Raw genomic sequence first — 21,412 nt, forward strand, 5'->3', positions numbered from 1 at the left:
TTTTTTTAATTCTTCTTGTCTCTGCGATCTTCCCGGCGATCGCGACGGTTTTCTTTACGGTCGCGCACATTTTCCTTCCGATCGGCTACATCTTCTCTTTTATCTCTCACATCTTCTTTTCTGTCTCTCACATCTTCTGCTTTGTCGAGTACACCCCCGTCATGGCGGGCATCCCGTACATCTTCCCGCTTATCGCGGCGATCTTCCTTGCGATCGCGTCGGTTCTCTTTGCGATCACGTACATTTTCCTTTCGGTCAGCTACATCCTCCCGGCGATCCGCCACATCCTCCGCACGATCCAGTTTTTTGCGGGTTGATTGAGCTGCAACATCAGAAGAAATTCCGGTAAATGCCAGCACTAATGCTGCAAATGCAATTGTTTTCAGGGTGGTTTTAGTGTTCATGGTGAAGTTTTCTAAGGTGGTTTTATATATTAATTACGTATATATTGACCGCCTATTGTTCGCCAGGTTTAAACCACCATAAAAATATTTTTTGCTTACCGCTGAATAATTTATCTGGTCATGGTCGGGATTTCCAGGTCGCGCTTCATCATCTGCTCCCGATTGGCCATTTCCCAGGCAGTGTAAAATACCAGCTGGGCTCTTTTTTTCAACAGGGTATAATTGATTTTATCGGGGGTATCGGTCGGTTTATGGTAATCCGCCTGCAACATGCCATCATAATAGAAAATAACAGGAACCCCTTTACGGGCGAAATTATAATGGTCGCTGCGGAAATAGATCCGATTGCGGTCATTCGGGTCATTGAACTTATAATCCAGCGCCAGTTTGGTATATTTCTTATTGGCTGCTTCACTGAGTGGTTTCAGCTCCGTACTCAATTTGTCATCGCCAACCACATATACATAATTCAGGGTATCGGCAGATTTGCGTTCCGTATCAACCCTTCCAATCATATCAATATTTAAATTGGCTGTTGTTTTTTCCAACGGAACAGCCGGATTATCTCCATACCAGGCAGATCCCCAAAGACCTTTTTCTTCCCCGCTAACAGCCATGAACATAATATTTCTACGCGGGCCATTACCGGCTGCTTTTGCTTTCGCGAAGGCTTCTGCCATCTCGATAACTCCAACGGTTCCGGAACCGTCGTCGTCTGCACCATAATAAATTACATCGCCTCTTTTGCCAAGATGATCGTAGTGTGCAGTAACAACCAGCCATTCGTCTTTTTTATCCGTCCCTTCCACATATCCCAACACATTGGTGCTTTCCAGGAACTGCACTTTTTTGTTCATATGAAGCATCATGTTCGCCTTGTACACCTTTGCAGGAACAGCACTGTTTTTTGCACTGGCTGAAATCGTTGTCCATTCCGATCCCAACAGTTGTGCTGCAACTTTCTGAGAGATATTATACAGTGAAGCATTCTGTTCAGCCGAATACAGGTTTACATACATGTTGCCCGCAAAAGGACTTGGTTTCCGGGGGAAATCATTGGCAACAATCAATACGGCAGCAGCGCCCTTATCCACAGCTTTCTGATATTTTCCAAACATACTGGAGGGGGCCATCATTCCTTTTTGCTCAGATTTGAAATCTGCAGGCGCTCCATCCAGCAGCAGAACTGCTTTACCTTTTACATTGATACCATTGTAATCATCACGGCTTCCTTCAACTATGCCATGTCCGGCAAATACGAATTCGGAAAAATAATAATCGCCACTTCGACTAACTCTTGGGTTGGGTTGAAAATCATCATAAAACCTGAACTCAGTGCCATTCACTTTCATCTCCGCACCAATAATGGAATCTCTGTAAACCGGAAAACTCATTTGATAGGCACCGTTATTACCGGGTATCAATCCGAGTTTTTTAAACTGCTCTTCAATATAAGCCGCTGCTTTCCGCTGGCCTTCCGTGCCGGTTTCTCTTCCTTCCATTTCCGCTCCGGCAATAATGAATAAATGGGTTCGAAGATCCTCTTCCGTAATGGTTGCCGCAAATTTTTGCGGATTGGCTTTCTTTTGCGCAAAGCCCATGGCAGCCGGGAACAACCCCAGCACTAATAGCATTTTTCTCATTGTACTTAAACTGTTGAATTGGCAATTTAAGGGAAAGAGGGGAAAAGGGGGAAGGGGAAGAGGAGGAAGGGAAGAGGGGGAAGGGTGGAGGGAGAAAGGAAAGGAAAGGACAAAGGGGGGTTGTTCGAAACCGATTAAATGGTTTATTCAGCGCAGCTACCGAATTATTTGAAATGATGCAATCAACCCTTTTCCTCCAAGGCTAACTCGTTCAGCAGTTAAACTAGTGTAAACCTTGTACTATAATAAGTCTATCTACCGTTCTTGAACCGTTGTTTAACCGTTCATCTACCGTTCATCTACCGTTTTAATACGGTTCATGAACGGTAGATGAACGGTTGATAAACGGTGGATGAACGGTTGATAGCACTTATAGGACACTATGTTAATACCAGGATTACCCTAACTTAAACCCCTTTCCACATGGCGATTCAGCGAACCAATTATTGTTTTAACCCGATCCATCCTGTATTTGATAAAATGGACTGGTGCAAAACCCTGATACAGCATATAGGAGTAAATGAGGCACTATAATAAGTATCCCAATTTGATCCGTAACAGGGTAACAAAAGATTGATTTTCAATTGATTAATTCATTCAGAAAACAGCCTTGTACTAGGATACCCAATTGATAAGTAGTGGATAGGGTCAGGTCAAAACTTAAACCGGGTTGAAATTTTGAAAAGACCAGAAGTGCCAAATTATCAAGTACGCTGATGTTTCCCTGGTTGCCACGGGTTATTTTTTCTCCTTCCCCATAAAAAAAGTCCCGCTGGACAAGCGGGACAAACTCTTTTAGACGATAGACGATACATCAACTAATGGTTGCTTTCAGTAGGATTGGATGGACGGTTTGCGAGAGATCTACTGGTACTTGGTTTTCATAAGAACAGGGAAAAATTTTCTGCTAAATCAAGGGTGTTTTTTCAAAGGATCAGGATTTGTTGCTTCTACGGTTTGGGTTTAGAGATCTCAATAGGGGGTCGATTCGGTTTTTCGCTCCGGGCTTATTCCCTTTTGCTGATACAAAGATGTACTAGAGATAGTACTATTGAAAATCATTTCGACCCCCAAACAAAAACCGTCGATAAACGGGAGTTTTCGACGGTTTTTTGGAAAATTAATTGCGTGTAATTAGGCGCTACATGCAGGCTATTTTGTTCACCCGGTTGCCGTGACGGCCGCCTTCAAATTCTGTTGTGTAAAAGGTTTCAATCATCTGAATGGCATAGGGAAGTGCTATAAAACGTGCAGGCAGGCAGATGATGTTGGAATCATTGTGCCTGCGAACCAGTTTCGCTACCTCATTATCCCAGCACAATCCGGCCCTTACCTGTTGATGTTTATTTGCCGTAATCGCCACTCCGTTTGCGGAGCCGCATAACAGTATTCCAAATGCAGCTTTGCCTTCTGCCACAAAGGAAGAAGTGGGATGTGCAAAATCAGGGTAGTCAACCGAATTTGGACTGGTGGTACCAAAATCCTTAACGGTGAAACCGGCAGTTTCCAGGTAGGTTTTAATTGCTTCCTTATACTCGTATCCGGCATGATCGCAACCAATTGCAACCGGCAATGATTTATTGAATACTGTCATACTAATTCGGTTTTATTCAATTCAAAAATCGCATTAAGCTACTTCGTCCTCTGTCTCCATCTCCTTTCCTCCCCTGTCTCCTATTCCCCCTTTTCCCCTCTCCTCTTTCCCTTGCTCCTAACTCCATTCATCCGTTGGCTTCACAAAAAACTCATCCTTCTTATTTACACGGGCGGCAATTCCAATACTGATTTCATAGAGGAACCAGAGAGGCACTGTAACAATCAATTGGCTCAGTACATCCGGAGGAGTGATTACTGCAGCCAAAACCAGGATTATAACCACGGCAAATTTACGATAGGTGCGCAGAAACTGTGCCGTAACCAACCCGATTTTGGCCAGGAAATAAACCGCCAGCGGAAGCTGGAATACAACGCCCGTTCCTACTACCAGCGAAACAATATTATCGATATAATCTGCTACTGTAAAAGTATTGGCAATCATCGGACTAAGGGTATAGGCCGCAAAGAAGTTAACCGTATAGGGGGCAATAAGAAAATAACCAAACGCAACCCCGGTAAAGAATAGGAGGGAAACCCAAAAAATCATTCCTCCGGTCCGTTTTACTTCCTTTTCAGTCAAAGCCGGACGAATAAACTTCCAGAATTCCCAAAACACATAAGGAAAGGCTATAATGAACCCACCAACAAAAGCGATGGTAAAACTCATCATAAACTGGCTGCTCATCTGCGTACTGATCAGTTTCAGATTGATTTCTTCCATACACATAGCATCACCCAGCCCAACCCAGTTGCTGAATTTGCACAAGGCACGATACGTTATAAAATCCTTATCAGCCGGACCCATAACAATTGTTCCAAAGAAAAAATCCATTTTTACGAAAACAACAACGGCGCCGATCAGAATTGCCAGCAAAGCTCGCATGATATGCCAGCGGAGCGCTTCCAGGTGGTCTATAAAAGACATTTCATTAGCCGAACCTGATCCCCGTTTAAAGATACTTTTTGCCATAATAATGTTAGGAGCCCGCTAAATTAAGGAATCAAAAGCCTGCGGAAGTGCTTATTCCCGGAATCCCTGCAATAAATTCCGAACATATTCGTTTTTTTCAAATAAAACCACTCAAACCAATTGACCTATGGACAGAAAAGCCATGTACTACAGTACACATTCCATTAAAATCAATAAGGATAGTTACAGCCACAGCCTGCGGATTTTCCATTTCTTCCGGTACCTGGTTTGTGTTTTGCTTAAAGGCGAATCACCCATCCAGCACCGTCCCGGTTATGCCCGCAATGCCCGTCGTTACTAAGTTTCTTTACTAACCCAACTCCATATTCGAAGAGTGAAGCTCCGCAAAAAAAGCGGGGCTTTTTTTGCGTGAAAGGTGAAACGTGAAAGGTGAAACCAGAGAGGTGAAACCAGAGAGGTGAAATATGAAAGATGAGAAGTGAAAGGTGAAACGAAAACCGTTAAACCCTGCAGCCATCCACCTATAATCTCACCTCTAACCTCTCACTTTTCACGTCCAACCTTTCACTTCTCACCTTTCACCTTTCACCTATGAAAACAGATATTCCACATCCTCTCTCGTCAGATTCTTCACAAAGCCTTCATCATCCGCTATCAGATCACGCGCCAATACCCGCTTACGATCCTGTAACTGAAGTATTTTATCCTCAATAGTATCCTTACAAATCATCCGGTAAGCAAATATGTTCTTGGTTTGCCCAATCCGGTGCGTCCGGTCAATTGCCTGCTGTTCCACTGCAGGATTCCACCAGGGATCCACAATATATACGTAATCCGCTGCAGTTAGGTTCAGACCCACACCCCCTGCTTTTAAAGAAATCAGGAAAATCCGGCATTTATCATCGTTCTGAAAGCGTTGTATCGCTTTCTCCCGGTCTATTGCTGAAGTGCTGCCATCAAAATATTCGTATTCCACTTCCAGTTCCGTCAGCTTTTTCCGGATCAATGCCAGCATACCCAGGAACTGTGAAAACACCAGCGCTTTGTGATTGCTGATATTCTCCGTAATCTCTCTTCCCAATTCTTCCAGCTTAATCGAATGATTCTCAAACTTCTCCTGCTCATTCAAAATGGCTGGTGAATCACAGATCTGCCTCAACTTCATCAAGCCCTGCAAAATCGTTAACTGCGATTTCTGCATACCCTGACTTTCAATAGTGCCCAGTATCTTATCTCTGAAATCATTCCGGTAGGCATCATAAATCTTGCGCTGCTCATCCTCCATTTCACACCATAGAATGGTTTCGGTTTTTTCTGGTAAATCCTTGGCTACCTGTTCTTTGGTGCGGCGAAGTATAAAAGGAAATAATATCTTTCTCAAATGATCTTTCCGGTCCTGCTCACCAAATTTATCTATTGGGATTGCAAACTCCTGTCGGAAAAACTCCATGCTTCCCAGCATACCCGGATTCAAAAAATTCATCTGGGCATAGATGTCAAATGTATTGTTCTGCAAAGGAGTACCACTCATGCACAACCGATGTTTGGCTCGTAGAAGAGATGCTGCCTTGGTTACCTTACTGGATGGATTTTTAATGGCCTGAGATTCATCCAGCACAACACAGTCAAATTCCATTTCAACCAGCATTTTGATATCACTTCTCAACGTGCCATAGGTGGTAATGATGACATTCTTATTTTCAAGTAATGCCTTATTCCTCGTCCGCTCTCCCCCATGATGTATATGGTAGGTAAGCGAAGGAGCAAATTTGCGGATCTCATTTTCCCAGTTGAACATCAAGGTAGTGGGACAAACAACCAATGCTTTCAGACCGTCATGGGTATCGCGGTAGTGTTGCAGAAAACTCAGCGACTGGATGGTTTTACCCAAACCCATATCATCAGCCAGAATTCCACCCCAGTTCACCTCACTCAGATAGTTCAGCCACTGGAATCCAAATGCCTGATAGGGACGAAGTATCGGCTGCAAATGCGCTGGAGGTTCCACTTCCCGGATACTTTTGAACCCTCTTAAGCGATCGTATTTTTCTTCCAGCTGTACAAAAAGCTCTTCTTCATTCCGTTCATTGTACAGTTCATCGATCACACTCATGTGGTATTTCGACAAACGAAGACTCTGTGCCTTACCTTCCCCAATCCGGAATAACAGAGAATATCGCTTGATCCACTCTTCAGGTAAAATCCCAAGTGAACCGTCATCCAGTTGCACGAATTGCTGCTTATTTGCCAATGCACGTTTAACCTCTGCAACCGTAACTTTCTGGTCGCCAAAAACAATGTCGACCTTAGCATCAAACCAATCCGTATTGCTGCTGATCTGGATCCTGGTTTGCGGTTTGGCTGTATTAAAACGGAAATTCTTGAGTGCCTCAAATCCGTAAACCGGAATTTTCATCTCATTCATGGCATCCACAAAGAGGAAAAACCAGTTATTCCGTAATACGTCCGGACCTTTCAACACCAGGTTTTGCGAACCATCCGGACGTATAAAATTGGAATGAAGTGCCTCCAGTTTGGAAAGAAACTGCTGCTCCACTTCCTTATTACGATGCACAATCATCACTTTATCGCCATCCGGTACCACAATTTCATCCTTATCACCGGGTCTGGTCTCATATCCTTTATAGGAAAATATGGGCTGAAAAACCAGGTATTCTCCCTTTTCCTGTAACATCAAACGACGTTCCGGCTCTCCATCTTTATAAGAGGAAATAAGTGACGGATCAAAATCAACATGATATTGTTTTGCCAGGGGTAAAACCAGTTGTTTCAGCTGCATGGGCCAAACTGATTTCGCTATGGTGATGACACCCTTTGGCATGAAGGTCTCCACCCGGTTCACATCTTCCTCATTGCGCCAGGTATAGATATGATCATTGTGAAAAAACAGGAGATTGCTACTGAATTTATTATCGGTAAGTTTTAATTCTGCGCCATTAATTTTCACCCAGCAGCTTAATTCGTACTGCCTGCCTTTGAGCTGAACTTTAAAGTAGGGAACCAGTGGTTCGGTTACAATCCCGATGGAAAGCAGGTTATCCGTTTTAAATGGCTTTCCCAATGGTAACAAATAAACAAAGGGGCTATCTGCCACATCGTTCATTAGTTTACGCAATTTGGGCTGCATATATTCCACCACCAGATGTTTGGTTTCTGCAGGCAATTCTTCACTTTCATGGTGAATAATATTTTCCCAGATACCGCTGAAAGGAGAATTTCGGTTGAGGTATTTCGTTAGTTCCGACTCCTGCATCCGACGAAGTGCCGGAATCAGCGGCCTGTCTGCTTCCGGATACAATTCCAGATTCACATACTTCGAAAGATCTACTTTCTCCACTTTACCCAGAAAGCGCTGTTGCAATTCTTCTGTTTCACCCTGAATGGCATCCACAGAAAATCCGGGATAGGTTTTTTGCTGCAGATTAAGCACCAGTCCAACCCGCAATGCCGCTCCCGGCTCGGCTTCTGCAGTTTCAACCTCCGGGGTTTCAGCAGTTGCAGCTACCTGCTCCTGTGGCCTTGGCCTGCTGGTTGCCTGAAGCGGGTTGATCCGTTTAATGGAAGTGTCCAGCACACGCAGAAAAGGCTTGCCTTCTTTGTAAGCAAACTCAAATTTTCCTTTCAGGTCATCATTCAGACTGTACCCGTATGCTTCGAGCAATTTGTTCTTTTCTTTATCCCAATTGCGGATGGAATCAAAATAGTTGGGTCCAAAGGAATTCAACAACTGGAGAAATACAATCACTTTGGGTAAACAAAGTGGATGTTTGGTATCTACATAATCGCAACTGGTATCAAAATTCCGTTCTTCATTTTTTCTGATAACCACGCGGTAACTGGTACCATCCAGTTCAACGGTTGCTTTCACCACTTCCTCAGCAGCAGAATCTATATTGGCTTTATTGGTTCGCAGGTATTGTTCTGCCGCATTATAGTTTTCTGGTCCGCTTAGCAGTTTGATCGTTTTGAGATCAATGCTTTTCATTTTGATTACCGTGTGTCGCTGATCGTATTCAACTTCTTCTGCCTGCAATAAATTTTTATCCAGTAACTCCTGCAATTGAATCAATGCGGCTGCTTCATGGCGACAGATATCGCCAAGGTTATAGGGACAACTGCAACGAACCGATAAGGCTTTCGGATCTGCAAACTTCTGAACATACACTTTATAATAAGTGCTGTAGCTGTCGTCTTTCACCCGAAACGTTACGGAACCCAGCAATTCATCATATTCCACCATCTCTACATAACCAATCGCATGTATTTTCTTCCCTCTGCGGATCACTTCATCTGTGCCATTGGTATAAACATATTTGATAAGGTGCGGTAATGCCATTCAAGCTTTTTTAAGTTACCCTGCTTGCGAACAGGCCAATCTGCAAAAGTAACGGAAACTGGAGCAGATAACCATAATAAATATTCCCTATTGCGGCACGGTATTAGCAATGGCAATAATAACTTTGTCTTTAAAGCCCGAATTGTTATGAACTGGTTTCCCCGAGCACTCCTGGCCGCTGGCCTCATCAGCACGCTGCCCGCCTTCAGTCAACGTTTAAAAAAAGCCGATAAAATAGTGGTGGCACAACTGAAAGAACATGTGTATTTTCTGGCAGATGACCGCCTTGAAGGCAGAAGAGCAGGTACAAAGGGAGAACAACTTGCGGCTGATTATATTAAAAATCAATTAACAACAATTGGTCTTACGCCAAAAGGCAATCAGAATGGATGGTACCAGGAATTCCCCATTTACGATGGCAAAGACTATTCGCAGGGCTCTTATCTTTTTATTAATGGAAATGAAATCAATAAGAAGAATTTCTTTCCGCATCCTTTGTCGCCGGAACGAATGCTGGAAGCCATGCCTTCCATAGCACTGAAAGAAGAAGGAGTTCCCTGGTTTCTTGATTTTGGTGCTGAAAAGGAAGCCAACAAATCAAACCCCCATTTTGATGAAGAGGCAGCGCTTTTGGAAAAAATCAAATTGGCCGCAGAAAAAGGCGCAACGGCACTGGTGGTTTTCAATGATCCGGCACAGCAGTACAAACCCAAACAAAAAGGGGAGGAACTGCCCATTCCGGTTTTTTTCCTCAATAAGCAGGAATCGGATAAATACCTTCATGATGAAACCGATATGCTGGAAATCAAACTGAAAACAGGTTTTAACAAACTCGAAAGAACCGGTCGGAATGTTATCGGTTTCATGGATAATGGCGCGGCAAATACCGTTGTTATTGGAGCACATTATGACCACCTTGGATATGGGGAAGATGAAAACTCCATGATTCGCACAGAAAATCCCGGACTTCATAACGGAGCAGATGATAATGCGAGCGGTACTGCAGCGCTGATTGAATTGGCCCGTCTCCTGAAAAAAGAAAAAAAACACGCATTTAATTACCTCTTTATTGCCTTTTCTGCTGAAGAACTGGGATTGTTTGGATCAAAATATTTCACTGAAAACCCAACGATTCCACTGAACACCATCAACTATATGGTGAATATGGACATGGTCGGTCGCCTGAACGACAGCAGCAAAGCACTCACTGTTGGCGGATACGGAACATCACCTGCATGGAGCACAACTTTTTCATCTATTTCTGATAACCGCTATTTTTCCCTGAAATACGATAGCAGTGGTACTGGCCCAAGTGATCATTCTTCCTTTTATCGGAAAGATATCCCGGTTCTCTTTTTCTTCACCGGATTGCATACGGATTACCACAAACCTTCGGATGATGCGGACCGCATAAACTATGTGGGTCAATTAAGAATTGTTCAGTTGATTCAGACAGTTATTAAATCAACCGCATCGCAACCCAAACTGGCATTTACCAAAACCAGGGAGCAGCAAATGGGAACATCTGCGCGCTTTAAGGTTACGCTTGGAATAATGCCCGATTATGCATTTAGTGGAAACGGCGTACGGGTAGAGGGCGTGTCTGAAGGCAGACCAGCCCAAAAAGCCGGACTGAAGACTGGAGATATCATTACAAAACTGGGTGATTTTCCGGTAGCTTCGGTTGAACAATATATGCAGGCATTGAGCAAATTCAACAAAGGAGATAAAACAACGGTTGTTTACCAGCGAGATTCAACAGAACATGCTGCTTCCGTAGAATTTTAATACTTTACGCATGAAATTGAAACTGGACGTCTCGGAAATGACCGAAGATTTTTTTGGAGACGCTCATCTGCTGGGAATCGTAGCTCCAGTTCGCGATTACCAGTTTTGCTGGAACCTGAACAGACAGTTTCGTTTTGGTTTCAGAGTTAATATCGGGCTGGAAATCCAGTTGAATAAAAAGAACCGGAATTATTTTTTTCCGGTTTATGAACATAAAGAACCTCAATCCTTTCGAACTCATTATCTCTACAAAAATCACCACGATGGGGAATACCTGTTACCGGAATTCCGACACCTCGATTTTTTATGGTTGATAAAAGGAGATGATGTGCCTGCTGAGCTGATTGCTGATATCAAACTGGGTATTCGTTCCATTACCGGTGTACAACTGGTGGTAGAACTGACAAATGAAAAAATCAAAAACAAGGAACACCTGATATTTTAATATGGCTATTACCCAACAATTTTCAAACGCAATTAAACAATATGGATTTCCAAATGCGTTATATCTGGTTTTCACCAAGATTGGTGAAAAACTGGGGTACTACCATGAAGTTTATACCGTTTTTGAACAGGAGCTGAATTCAGCCAAAACAACCCGGCCCTTAGCAGCCGGATTTTACAGCAGAGAGCTTTCAATGGAGGATATTAATCAGCTCACCAATACATGGGTTCCGCAGGAACAATTACATGGTTTTAAAAACAGACTCCTAAAACCCGGAAATATTGGATTGGGAATTTTTGTAGAAACTACGCATGAACTTGCTTATTATTTCTGGCTTTCCTTTGAAAAGATAGAATTCCCTGATTATCTGGATGCTTTTCATACACTTCAATTGGGTGCAGCGGAAGCTTACCTGTACGATGGTTATTGCCATCCAGATTACCGGGGAAATGGTTTTCACGGATTTGCTGCGGTATACCTTATGAATCGCGCCAGGGAAGCCGGCAAAACAAACGTTATTACCATCATCCGGTCCATTAATCGCGCAGCCATTCTTTCGCAGGAAAAAGTAGGATTTCGCCCAACCAAAGAAATTCGTTTTAACGGATTTAAAACAAGGATTTCAAGTTCGGTGCGAAACCTCTAATCTTCAACTTATAAACTTCATCTTATGTGGCAGGAAACCGAAAACAGCTTGTATCGAAAATTCAGCTTCGCTGATTTTTCTGAAGCATTTGCTTTTATGACAAGAGTTGCCTTACTGGCAGAACAGATGAATCACCATCCGCGCTGGACAAATGTCTGGAACACGGTTGAAGTTTGGCTGAATACACATGATGCGGGGGATATCATCACTGAAAAGGATCGCAAGCTGGCTGCCAAAATTGATACGCTGCTGAATTGATCAGATCAGCTCAACTACCCTTGTCCCCGATTCATATAAGGTTCCTATGGGCTCTTTATAGGCAGCTAATCCAAATTCTGTCAATAGTTGTTGTACCTGCTCTTTAGATTCAGGATCCGCTGCAATCAGCAAGCCTCCATTGGTTTGAGGATCGGCCAGTAACCCGGTGATCCACGCATCTTCCTTACCTGTGGAGTTCTGGACTTTGTGGTAATAACTGGCGGCATTTCGCTTGGTTGCGCCTGGTTGAATACCCTCTTCAAGATAAAAGCTGGTTCCATCCAATAGGGGGATATCATCCATATTGATTCGGGCATGCAAACCGGCACCTTCAGCAACTTCAATCAAATGACCCAACAGCCCGAAGCCGGTTACATCCGTCATTGCATGTACTCCTTCAACGGCTCCCAGGGCTGCTCCTGCTTTGTTCAGCTGAATCAACTGATTCAGCAAGCCGGCGTAATGACTGGGTGAAAGTTTTTTTCTTTTTTGTGCAGTTGAAAGAATGCCTGTTCCAATAGATTTAGTGAGAAACAAAAGATCACCGGCTTTCGCCGTGTTATTTTGTTTAAGGTTGGCAATGGACACAAGTCCATTTACTGCCAGGCCGAATATGGGTTCCGGTGAGTCGATACTATGTCCGCCTGCCAGTGGAATTCCGGCTTCTGCACAGATGGCGCGGGCGCCTTCCAGCACTTTATTAGCAAGTTCCGCAGGTAATTTATCAATTGGCCAGCCAAGGATCGCGATTGCGAGGACCGGCTTTCCACCCATCGCATACACATCACTGATCGCATTGGCAGAAGCTATTTTTCCAAAATCCACTGCATCATCCACAATTGGCATAAAAAAATCTGTAGTGGATATCAATGCCTGGCCATTTCCAAGGTTATATACGGCTGCATCATCCCGGCTCTGGTTTCCCACCAACAGGTTTTCATAAGATTCAGCTGGTTTTGCCTGGTGCAAAATGGTATCCAGCACACTGGGCGCAATTTTACAGCCACAACCACCACCATGAGAATAGGCTGTTAAAGCATAATCCGACAAATTCATAAATTATAATTGATTCGTTAAAAGTAATTGGGTTAAGCGATCAGGATCTACTGAAGCGGCATTCAGCTGTACAATGGCGGGTGCATGGGCGGAGCGGCTTGCCAATCCTTTGCGATAAAATTTATCGTAATACTGTAACAGTATGCGGAAAGCATCCGTCAGGTTGTTTTCAATTATAAACCCGATGGCAGTTTTGGTTTCCAGTCCGCCTAACCGTTTCTGAATTTTTAATACACTGTTGATCAGTTCCTCTCTGGATGCCTTTCCATAATCCTGCAAAATGTATTGCAGTCTTTCTTCAAAAGGGATATCCAGAAAATAGCAGGCAGCTTCCCGCATCTGGTTGTAGAAGGGTTGGGGGATCAGTACTGATCCGATGCGCCAGCTTTCGTCTTCCAGCCAGCAGGGTTGGGAATTGATTCGTCTGATCTCCATTCCAAGCAGGTTTTCAAACATTTCCTGACTGGGTTGTTTATCCAAACCAAGATGACCAAAAGCGGATCCTTTATGATTGGCAAGCTGTTCAAGATTAATAACAGATTCACCTAAACGTTGTAATTTTTCCAGCACGGCAGTTTTAGCGCTGCCGGTATATCCACCAAGAATTTTAAGCTTTGCCGGAAGTTGAAAGCTTTCAACAATATATTGACGGTAGGATTTATATCCTCCTTTAAGGGTATATACCTTGAAACCATATAAATCAAGCAGCCAGGCAACTCCGGATGACCGCATACCGCCTCTCCAGCAATGGACCAGCACCTCTTCAGTTTTCATGGCTTCCACCTGTTCTACCATGGCACGCATTTTCGGGCCGAAATAATCCAGACCGATTTTGATGGCCGTTTCCCTGCTTTCCTGTTTATAGGCCGTACCTACCCGTTTTCTTTCTTCGTCTGTGAATAACGGTAAGGAATAGGCACCAGGAATATGGGCATGAGCATATTCAGCGGGACTGCGAACATCCAGTATGGGAATGCCGGCAGACAATTCCAGGAATCGGGAAAGCTCAATTGGTTGTACAGCCATATTGTTTGAAATGCGATGTTATATTACATAAAAAAACTGGCCTGCGTAGTGCGGACCAGTTTGCTTGTTGAACTATCTTTTATTAGCCATTCATACTGGCCAGGAATTCTTCGTTGCTTTTGGTGCCTCTCATTCGCTTCAGTAACTCAGACATCGCTTCTTCTGTATTCATATCGTTGAGATAGAGGCGGAGCAGGTTGATGCGTTGTAATACATCCCGATCAAGCAGCAGGTCATCGCGGCGGGTAGAAGATGCAACCAGGTCAATAGCCGGATATACCCGACGATTGGCAAGGCGGCGATCCAGTTGCAATTCCATATTACCGGTTCCTTTAAATTCTTCGAAGATAACCTCGTCCATTTTAGAGCCGGTATCAATCAGGGCAGTTGCCAGGATGGTAAGTGATCCGCCATTTTCAATTTTACGGGCTGCACCAAAGAATTGTTTTGGTTTCTGCATGGCATTTGCTTCCACACCACCACTCAATACCTTACCGGAGGATGGGGCCACTGTATTATGTGCCCTGGCCAGACGGGTAATTGAATCGAGCAGGATGATCACATCATGTCCGCATTCTACCAGACGCTTGGCTTTCTGCAAAGCAATGGCCGAAACTTTTACGTGTTTTTCAGCGGGCTCATCAAAGGTGGAAGCAATTACTTCTGCTTTCACGCTTCTTTCCATATCGGTAACTTCTTCCGGACGTTCATCAATCAGCACCACCATCAGGTAACATTCAGGGTGGTTGGCAGAAATGGCGTTGGCCACTTCTTTCAGCAGAACCGTTTTACCGGTTTTTGGCTGTGCTACAATCAATCCACGCTGGCCTTTACCGATGGGGGCAAAGAGATCAATCATCCTTGTACTGTAGCCGTTTGGTTCAGTAAACAGGTTGAGTTTCTCGAATGGGAAAAGCGGAGTCAGGTAATCAAAAGGAACCCGATCGCGGACATCTTCCGGAGAGCGTCCATTGATGGTATCCACTTTCAGGAGTGCGAAATACTTTTCACCTTCTTTTGGCGGGCGTACCGAACCGTTCACCGTATCACCGGTTTTAAGGCCGAATAATTTTATCTGGGAAGGAGAAACATATACATCATCAGGAGAGGAGAGGTAATTATAATCGCTGCTGCGAAGGAAACCATATCCATCCGGCATCATTTCCAATACGCCTTCTGCGGGGATGATTCCATCAAATTCAATATTAAAAATATCTCTTTGTTCTCTGCGGGGTTGTTGGAACTGGGGTTGTCGCTGATGCTGGGGCTGTTGAGGTTGTTGAGGCTGCTGCGGTTGTTGTTGTTCCTGTGGTTGTGCCGGAGCAGCTTGTTCAGCGGTTGGTTGTTGTGGAACCTGTGCGGGTGCTGCGGTTTCCTGTGTGTCCGGAACTTCGTTTTGTGCATTTTCCTGCAGGTCAAGCTGAGGTGCGGCTGATTTGTCTTCGGCTTTCTTTCTTCCGCGTTTAGCAGGTTGCTTGTCCTGACTGGCCGGAGCTTCTTTTCGTTCTTCCTGACGGGCAACCGGCTCTTCTTTTTTGGTAATTGGCTTGCGGGGCTCTTGTTTACGGGGCTTTTCCGGCTCTGATTCTACGATTGCCTCTTCCGTAGAATTACCTGTAGTTGCTTTTACAATGCGTTTACGTTTGCCTTTATCAGCATTGTCGTTTCCTTTGTTTTCACTTGCCATAACAGCCTGCTTGTCGAGGATTTTGTAGATTAATTCCTGCTTGTCAAGTTTTTTCGCATTGGAAATTTTCAGTTGCTCCGCAATATCGAGCAACTCTGGAACGAGCATGTCGTTCAGTTGCAGAATGTCATACATACTAAGACTTGTGCGTTTTGTGAGATTTCAATCAGCCTTGCTTGTTGAAAAAAATCGAAAATTGATGATTGGTTGGGTGTACTACAAGCGAGAAGTTGGTGAGCTGGGGAAGAACTAATCAGCTTGTTTCCGACTGCAATTCTATGCTAAAATGGCCAGATTCAAAAAAAAACGAGCGTGTTTTTTCATTTTGTGCTGAAATTCAGGGGGTTTTTATCGCTTTATTTCATTTTCCAGGGGCTGCTTGTTGGCGAATGCTCTTATGTTGTTTAAAGTGGTATGGGCAATTTCAGACAGGGCTTCATCGGTAAAAAAGCCCTGATGGGCAGTAACCAGTACATTCGGGAAACTGGTCAGCAGCATGATTTGTTCATCCTGAATAATTTCTTCGCTCCGGTTATAAAAAAATAAATGTTCTTCCTGTTCGTACACATCAATTCCCAGATAGCCGAGCTGGCCTGACTGAAGTGCCGCAATTACAGCGCCTGTATCTATGAGGGCACCTCTGCCGGTATTGATCAGCATAGCACCTTTTTTCATGTGCGATAGTGTATCACGATTAATGAGGTGACGGGTTTGCTCATTCAAAGGGCAATGCAGCGAGATTATATCCGATTGTTCCAGCAGATCCAGCAGTGGCAGGTACGATACGCCGTCTGCTTCCAGGGTACGATTGGCAATCAGATCGAATGCCAGCACCCGACAACCAAATCCTTTCATAATGCTGCAAAACACCTGGCCAATCTGGCCGGTTCCTATTACCCCAACTGTTTTGCCGGCGAGATCAAATCCGGTTAAGCGGTCGAGTGAGAAATTGCCATCGCGCACCCGGTTATAGGCCTTATGTGTTTTTCTGTTTAAGGTTAATAACAATGCTACGGCGAATTCTGCAACAGCATGAGGAGAATAGGCCGGTACGCGCACCACCCGGATGCCCAGGTCTGCAGCAGCCTGCAGGTCCACATTATTATAGCCGGCACAACGCAGGGCGATAAGACCGGTACCTCCTTTTTTTAATTGTTCAAGTACCGAAGCATCCAGTTTATCGTTTACAAATGCACAGATAACAGCGAAGCCTTGCGCTAGTCCGGCTGTTTGCTCTGTTAGCTGGGTGTCGAGGTATTGCAGGTCCATATCGCCCCCCAGGCGATTAAAATAAGACTTGTCGTAAGGCTGGCTCGAATAAAACAAAATTTTCATATCAATAAGGATGAAGGTTAAAGAAGAACGGCTAAACAGGGATTCGGCTTATCTTTGCCGACCTTAAACAGATGTCATGTTCAACAATCGAGTAAAAATAAGTCATTTGCTGACCTGGGAGCCAGCACAGCAGGAAGTTACGGTAATGGGATGGGTGCGTACTTTTCGCAATAATCAGTTTATTGCCCTGAATGATGGCTCTACGAATACCAATTTGCAGGTGGTTGTTGAACTGGGACAATTTGAAGAGGCGAAGCTCAAGCGCATCACTACCAGTGCTGCATTAAAAGTGACAGGGGTTGTGATACCATCCCTTGGAAAAGGACAAAAGCTGGAGATTAAAGCCGGATCTATTGAAATTCTGGGTGATTCGGATCCGGAGAAATATCCATTGCAACCTAAAAAGCACAGCCTGGAATTCCTGCGTGAAAAAGCGCATCTCCGTTTCCGCACCAACACATTTGCGTCGATTTTCCGGATTCGGCACAGTCTGGCTTTTGCCGTGCACCAGTTTTTTAATGATAAAGGGTTTCTCTATTTACATACCCCAATAATTACCGCTTCCGATGCGGAAGGTGCCGGTGAGATGTTTCGGGTTACCACCCTGCCTTTTGACAATCCACCGCGGAACGAAGATGGCAGTATCAATTTCAGGGAAGATTTTTTTGGCCGCAGTACCAACCTGACTGTTAGTGGCCAGTTGGAAGGGGAGTTGGGGGCTACAGCCTTTGGCGATATTTACACCTTTGGGCCAACTTTCCGCGCAGAGAATTCCAATACAACCCGTCACCTGGCGGAGTTCTGGATGATTGAGCCGGAGATGGCTTTCTCTGATCTGGAAGACAACATGAACCTGGCGGAGGCATTCATTAAATATATTATCGGGTATGTGATGAAGCATAACCGGGAGGATATTGAATTCCTGGCAGGCCGACTTGCGGAAGAGGAAAAACAATTGCCCGCGGATAAACGCAGTGAGTTTGGCCTGGTGGAGAAACTGGAGTTTGTTCTCAATAACAGCTTCGAACGCATCACCTATACGGAAGCGATTGAGATATTATTACAATCGCCGGCTTATAAAAAGAAAAAATTCCAGTACGAGGTAAAATGGGGTGTTGATATGCAGAGTGAACATGAGCGTTACCTGGTGGAAAAGCATTTTAAAAAACCGGTTATCGTTACGAATTATCCCAAGGATATCAAGTCCTTTTATATGCGCCTGAATGAGGATAATAAAACGGTTGCTGCAATGGATATTCTGGCACCCGGGATTGGTGAGATAGTGGGTGGAAGTCAGCGGGAAGAGCGGATGGATGTGTTGGAAGCGCGCATGAAAGATATGGGCATTCCCGCGGATGAGCTGTGGTGGTACCTTGATACCCGCCGTTTTGGTACGGTTCCGCATGCGGGCTTTGGTCTTGGCTTCGAGCGCATGGTCCTCTTCGTTACCGGCATGAGCAATATCCGTGATGTAATCGCCTTTCCCCGAACGCCAAAATCCGCTGAGTTTTAGTAGAAAACGTCAGACAGGTGTTAGAACGCTGTTAGAGAGGTGTCAGATAGATGTTAGAACGATCTTAGACATGTGTCAGACACCTGTCTAACTGGTGTCTGACACCTTATGGAAATTCATCGCCCTCCGCATCATAGAAGAAACAATTAATTATGGCGGAAATGCAAACCAATGCTGCCCAAAACAGCAAACGGGCTGGTGTTGCCCAAAGTAAAAAACGCTCCACCCGTGTAGACCTCACACCCATGGTTGATCTCGGTTTCCTGCTTATTACTTTTTTCATCTTCACCACCACCATGTCGGAAAACACAGCCATGAAATTCAATCTGCCGGCCGATGGAGAGCAAACCAATGTCGCTAACAGTACAACACTCACCCTTATCCCAACAGAAAACAATGAACTGATTTATTTTCATGGTCAATTAACCGAAGCAATTCAGTTGAATCTGCTCGGCAAAACAAGTTTTCAATCTACTAATGGTGTTGGCGATCTCCTTCGCGAAAAACGAAAAGCACTTACCGCCCTGGGTAAATTAAAAGATTTCACCGTATTGATTTATCCCGACCAGCTGGCCTCTTATAAAAATATAGTGGACGTGATGGACGAATTGCTGATCAATGCCGTGCCTGTGTATTGTTTATCAGACAACCTCCCAACTATTGAAAAGGCAAAGCTTGCTCTGGTTTCCAAATAACAGTTTAATGCGTATGTTCCTTCTCTCTGAACGCCCGAACCCTTGCCGCCAGATTCTCCCTGATATTCAAATAAAATAAATTGATATCGCCAATATGATAATTCTTCGATTTGTATAATCGGCTGCCGGGAAATTTGGGCCGGCTCACCCACAACAGATCCTTATGGACCTGCGCATCACTTACCTTGTAATATACTTTATTGAAATTCCGCAAAACCGCTCCTTTATGCAATGTCGGATCAGCATAAGAACTATCAGCCTTCCAGGTTAACGGATTCACCACCACCGAATTACGAAAGCTCGAATCAAATTCCGGCTCGAAGCCCTGTCGAAATGTTCGCCAGCCAAGGTAACATCCGGTTTGAACTGAATCTTCGCATAAAGGTAACTGGGAGAAATAATCCGGCTCAACCGGCAATCCGATTAAATAAGCAGCAACCAATTTATTTTCCAACTCCCTCCCTTCAAAAAATTCGCGCACCAATTGCTTTGCATGAAATGCACCCTGACTATGTGCAGCAATAATAATAGGCTTACCCTGATTCCAATTAGCCAGAAAATATTCAAAAGCTGATTTTACATCAGCATAAGCCCTTCCCAGCGCAGCTGCTGAATTTTTTTTCTGATCTGTATAAAAACTATGTATATGCGCCTGCTGATACCGCGGTGCATATAAATTGAATTCATTAAACGCACTGGCCTGAAATCGAATCGTACTAGCATCCGTTTTTTTGTTCAATCCATTATCCTTTACATCTGCATTCCAACTACCGGTAAAATCACCGGTAAATGTGGTAGGATGAATAAAAAACACATCCACTGTTGTGTCTTTCAGATAACCTGCAACCAGAGGTGCCGGAACCTCATCAGACGGATCTGCTTTTTGCGGAAGGGCCGCCCAGTTATCGGAAATGGTATAATCAGTAAGCTGGTAATTACCGGAAACAACTGATTGCACTGGCAAAGATTTGGTTGTACAGGAAACCAGACTCATCACAACCAGTAAGATCCAACTGCTATTTTTCAAGGATTTAGTTATTTTCACTGCTCAAAATAACTCTTTTCTCCTCTATAAATCGATTGCATATGGCAATTCCTGTTGTAAACCTCGCAGATTTTCTTAGCGGTGACCCAATCCTAAAAAATCAATTTGTTCAACAATTGGGCAAAGCCTATGAAGAAGTTGGATTTGTGGCCGTAAAAAACCACGGTATCCCCAATGAGCTGATAGACGATATGTACAAATACGTGCAACAGTTTTTCTCCATGCCAATAGAGAAAAAAAAGCACTATGAAATTCCCGAATTAGCCGGACAAAGAGGCTATACCTCCTTCGGTCGGGAGCATGCAAAGGGTAGTGATGCTCCCGATCTCAAAGAATTTTATCAGCATGGCCAAACTGTTTCGGATGATATACCCGAAAAAGATGAGTACCCCGATAATGTGCAGATTCATGAAGTACCCGGTTTCTCAGAAACTTTCAACAAGGCCTATCGCGCTTTTGAAAAGTCAGGCAAATCACTCTTGCAGGCGATCGCCCTTTACCTCGGACTTGATGAGCATTTTTTTGACAACCCCATCACCGATGGCAATTCCATCTTACGGGCAATTCATTATCCGCCCATAACCCAGGAACCAAAATCTGCAATCCGGGCAGAACAACATGAAGACATTAACCTGATTACCTTATTGGTGGGTGCCAGTGCAGATGGATTGCAAATTTTAACCAAACAAAATGAATGGGTTGGAGTAACCTCTTTACCTGAACAAATCGTGGTAAATGTGGGCGATATGCTTCAACGCCTTACCAATAACAAGCTCCGTTCTACGACGCACAGAGTGGTTAACCCTCCCAGAGAAATGTGGCATACCAGTCGCTTTTCAATCCCTTTTTTCTTACACCCAAAAAGCAAAATGAGTCTGGCCTGTCTGCCCTCGTGTATCGACGCAAACCATCCAAAAGCCTATCCTGATACTACCGCCGGCGAATACCTGGATGAACGCCTCCGTGAAATCGGCCTAAAAAAATAAA

The 21,412-nt window shown here is 44.3% G+C and carries 18 protein-coding genes; 8 read left to right on the forward strand and 10 right to left on the reverse strand.

What is annotated here, in order from left to right:
* Positions 1-5: 5 nt before the first annotated feature.
* The 4 genes from B2746_RS19865 to tatC form a co-directional block, all read right to left on the reverse strand.
* Positions 6-404, reverse strand: coding sequence for a hypothetical protein (locus B2746_RS19865; protein ID WP_290798027.1), 399 nt, complete (start codon positions 402-404; stop codon positions 6-8).
* Between the two features lie 110 nt (positions 405-514).
* Entirely contained in the window at positions 515-2,047 is a 1,533-nt protein-coding gene (locus tag B2746_RS19870; RefSeq protein WP_290798030.1) for a M28 family peptidase, read from the reverse strand.
* A 1,141-nt stretch (positions 2,048-3,188) separates the two neighbouring features.
* Positions 3,189-3,641, reverse strand: a complete 453-nt coding sequence (gene rpiB / locus B2746_RS19875; RefSeq protein WP_290798033.1) for a ribose 5-phosphate isomerase B — start codon at positions 3,639-3,641, stop codon at positions 3,189-3,191.
* A 117-nt stretch (positions 3,642-3,758) separates the two neighbouring features.
* On the reverse strand, positions 3,759-4,613 hold the full coding sequence (gene tatC / locus B2746_RS19880; protein ID WP_290798036.1) for a twin-arginine translocase subunit TatC: 855 nt from the start codon (positions 4,611-4,613) through the stop codon (positions 3,759-3,761).
* A 127-nt stretch (positions 4,614-4,740) separates the two neighbouring features.
* Here tatC and B2746_RS19885 point away from each other — a divergent pair, with 127 nt between their 5' ends.
* A complete protein-coding gene (locus B2746_RS19885) occupies positions 4,741-4,914 on the forward strand; it encodes a hypothetical protein (protein WP_290798039.1) in 174 nt (57 codons plus the stop codon).
* A 249-nt stretch (positions 4,915-5,163) separates the two neighbouring features.
* Here the strand turns inward: B2746_RS19885 and B2746_RS19890 are convergent, their stop codons facing one another.
* Positions 5,164-8,931: a DEAD/DEAH box helicase gene (locus tag B2746_RS19890; protein WP_290798042.1), complete on the reverse strand. Its 3,768-nt coding sequence runs from the start codon at positions 8,929-8,931 to the stop codon at positions 5,164-5,166.
* A gap of 147 nt (positions 8,932-9,078) precedes the next feature.
* Between B2746_RS19890 and B2746_RS19895 the strand changes: the two genes are divergently transcribed.
* From B2746_RS19895 to B2746_RS19910, 4 genes are read left to right on the forward strand one after another with little or no spacing between them, the layout of a single operon-like run.
* On the forward strand, positions 9,079-10,719 hold the full coding sequence (locus tag B2746_RS19895; RefSeq protein ID WP_290798045.1) for a M20/M25/M40 family metallo-hydrolase: 1,641 nt from the start codon (positions 9,079-9,081) through the stop codon (positions 10,717-10,719).
* Between the two features lie 10 nt (positions 10,720-10,729).
* Positions 10,730-11,164, forward strand: a complete 435-nt coding sequence (locus B2746_RS19900) for an IPExxxVDY family protein (protein WP_290798049.1) — start codon at positions 10,730-10,732, stop codon at positions 11,162-11,164.
* A gap of 1 nt (position 11,165) precedes the next feature.
* Entirely contained in the window at positions 11,166-11,810 is a 645-nt protein-coding gene (locus B2746_RS19905; RefSeq protein ID WP_290798054.1) for a hypothetical protein, read from the forward strand.
* A 24-nt stretch (positions 11,811-11,834) separates the two neighbouring features.
* Complete coding sequence (locus tag B2746_RS19910) at positions 11,835-12,068, forward strand: 4a-hydroxytetrahydrobiopterin dehydratase (protein ID WP_290798057.1); 234 nt, start codon at positions 11,835-11,837, stop codon at positions 12,066-12,068.
* Here B2746_RS19910 and selD read toward each other — a convergent pair whose 3' ends face one another.
* The 4 genes from selD to B2746_RS19930 form a co-directional block, all read right to left on the reverse strand.
* A complete protein-coding gene (gene selD, locus B2746_RS19915) occupies positions 12,069-13,124 on the reverse strand; it encodes a selenide, water dikinase SelD (RefSeq protein ID WP_290798060.1) in 1,056 nt (351 codons plus the stop codon).
* A gap of 3 nt (positions 13,125-13,127) precedes the next feature.
* Positions 13,128-14,150 (reverse strand): tRNA 2-selenouridine(34) synthase MnmH, encoded by a 1,023-nt coding sequence (mnmH, locus tag B2746_RS19920; protein WP_290798063.1) that lies wholly within the window; start codon positions 14,148-14,150, stop codon positions 13,128-13,130.
* A gap of 82 nt (positions 14,151-14,232) precedes the next feature.
* Positions 14,233-15,972: a transcription termination factor Rho gene (gene rho / locus B2746_RS19925; RefSeq protein ID WP_290798065.1), complete on the reverse strand. Its 1,740-nt coding sequence runs from the start codon at positions 15,970-15,972 to the stop codon at positions 14,233-14,235.
* A gap of 213 nt (positions 15,973-16,185) precedes the next feature.
* Complete coding sequence (locus B2746_RS19930; RefSeq protein WP_290798067.1) at positions 16,186-17,172, reverse strand: 2-hydroxyacid dehydrogenase; 987 nt, start codon at positions 17,170-17,172, stop codon at positions 16,186-16,188.
* A 76-nt stretch (positions 17,173-17,248) separates the two neighbouring features.
* Here B2746_RS19930 and asnS point away from each other — a divergent pair, with 76 nt between their 5' ends.
* Both asnS and B2746_RS19940 read left to right on the forward strand, forming a co-directional pair.
* On the forward strand, positions 17,249-18,685 hold the full coding sequence (gene asnS, locus B2746_RS19935; protein WP_290798070.1) for an asparagine--tRNA ligase: 1,437 nt from the start codon (positions 17,249-17,251) through the stop codon (positions 18,683-18,685).
* 152 nt (positions 18,686-18,837) lie between these two features.
* Positions 18,838-19,380: an ExbD/TolR family protein gene (locus B2746_RS19940; RefSeq protein ID WP_290798073.1), complete on the forward strand. Its 543-nt coding sequence runs from the start codon at positions 18,838-18,840 to the stop codon at positions 19,378-19,380.
* A 4-nt stretch (positions 19,381-19,384) separates the two neighbouring features.
* Here the strand turns inward: B2746_RS19940 and B2746_RS19945 are convergent, their stop codons facing one another.
* Entirely contained in the window at positions 19,385-20,407 is a 1,023-nt protein-coding gene (locus tag B2746_RS19945; protein ID WP_290798076.1) for a DUF3089 domain-containing protein, read from the reverse strand.
* A gap of 59 nt (positions 20,408-20,466) precedes the next feature.
* Here B2746_RS19945 and B2746_RS19950 point away from each other — a divergent pair, with 59 nt between their 5' ends.
* Positions 20,467-21,411, forward strand: coding sequence for an isopenicillin N synthase family dioxygenase (locus B2746_RS19950; protein ID WP_290798078.1), 945 nt, complete (start codon positions 20,467-20,469; stop codon positions 21,409-21,411).
* Position 21,412 lies beyond the last annotated feature (1 nt).

This window comes from Flavihumibacter sp. UBA7668, assembly GCF_002483205.1.
Classification (GTDB): domain Bacteria; phylum Bacteroidota; class Bacteroidia; order Chitinophagales; family Chitinophagaceae; genus Flavihumibacter.

Bases quoted from the DNA above. Each gene is read 5' to 3' on its own strand.
- B2746_RS19890 (WP_290798042.1), bottom strand. From the start codon at position 8,931: ATGGCATTACCGCACCTTATCAAATATGTTTATACCAATGGCACAGAT.
- B2746_RS19930 (WP_290798067.1), bottom strand. From the start codon at position 17,172: ATGAAAATTTTGTTTTATTCGAGCCAGCCTTACGACAAGTCTTATTTT.
- B2746_RS19905 (WP_290798054.1), top strand. From the start codon at position 11,166: ATGGCTATTACCCAACAATTTTCAAACGCAATTAAACAATATGGATTT.
- selD (WP_290798060.1), bottom strand. From the start codon at position 13,124: ATGAATTTGTCGGATTATGCTTTAACAGCCTATTCTCATGGTGGTGGT.
- rpiB (WP_290798033.1), bottom strand. From the start codon at position 3,641: ATGACAGTATTCAATAAATCATTGCCGGTTGCAATTGGTTGCGATCAT.
- rho (WP_290798065.1), bottom strand. From the start codon at position 15,972: ATGTATGACATTCTGCAACTGAACGACATGCTCGTTCCAGAGTTGCTC.
- B2746_RS19910 (WP_290798057.1), top strand. From the start codon at position 11,835: ATGTGGCAGGAAACCGAAAACAGCTTGTATCGAAAATTCAGCTTCGCT.
- B2746_RS19865 (WP_290798027.1), bottom strand. From the start codon at position 404: ATGAACACTAAAACCACCCTGAAAACAATTGCATTTGCAGCATTAGTG.
- B2746_RS19895 (WP_290798045.1), top strand. From the start codon at position 9,079: ATGAACTGGTTTCCCCGAGCACTCCTGGCCGCTGGCCTCATCAGCACG.
- B2746_RS19950 (WP_290798078.1), top strand. From the start codon at position 20,467: ATGGCAATTCCTGTTGTAAACCTCGCAGATTTTCTTAGCGGTGACCCA.
- asnS (WP_290798070.1), top strand. From the start codon at position 17,249: ATGTTCAACAATCGAGTAAAAATAAGTCATTTGCTGACCTGGGAGCCA.
- mnmH (WP_290798063.1), bottom strand. From the start codon at position 14,150: ATGGCTGTACAACCAATTGAGCTTTCCCGATTCCTGGAATTGTCTGCC.
- B2746_RS19885 (WP_290798039.1), top strand. From the start codon at position 4,741: ATGGACAGAAAAGCCATGTACTACAGTACACATTCCATTAAAATCAAT.
- tatC (WP_290798036.1), bottom strand. From the start codon at position 4,613: ATGGCAAAAAGTATCTTTAAACGGGGATCAGGTTCGGCTAATGAAATG.
- B2746_RS19900 (WP_290798049.1), top strand. From the start codon at position 10,730: ATGAAATTGAAACTGGACGTCTCGGAAATGACCGAAGATTTTTTTGGA.
- B2746_RS19940 (WP_290798073.1), top strand. From the start codon at position 18,838: ATGGCGGAAATGCAAACCAATGCTGCCCAAAACAGCAAACGGGCTGGT.
- B2746_RS19870 (WP_290798030.1), bottom strand. From the start codon at position 2,047: ATGAGAAAAATGCTATTAGTGCTGGGGTTGTTCCCGGCTGCCATGGGC.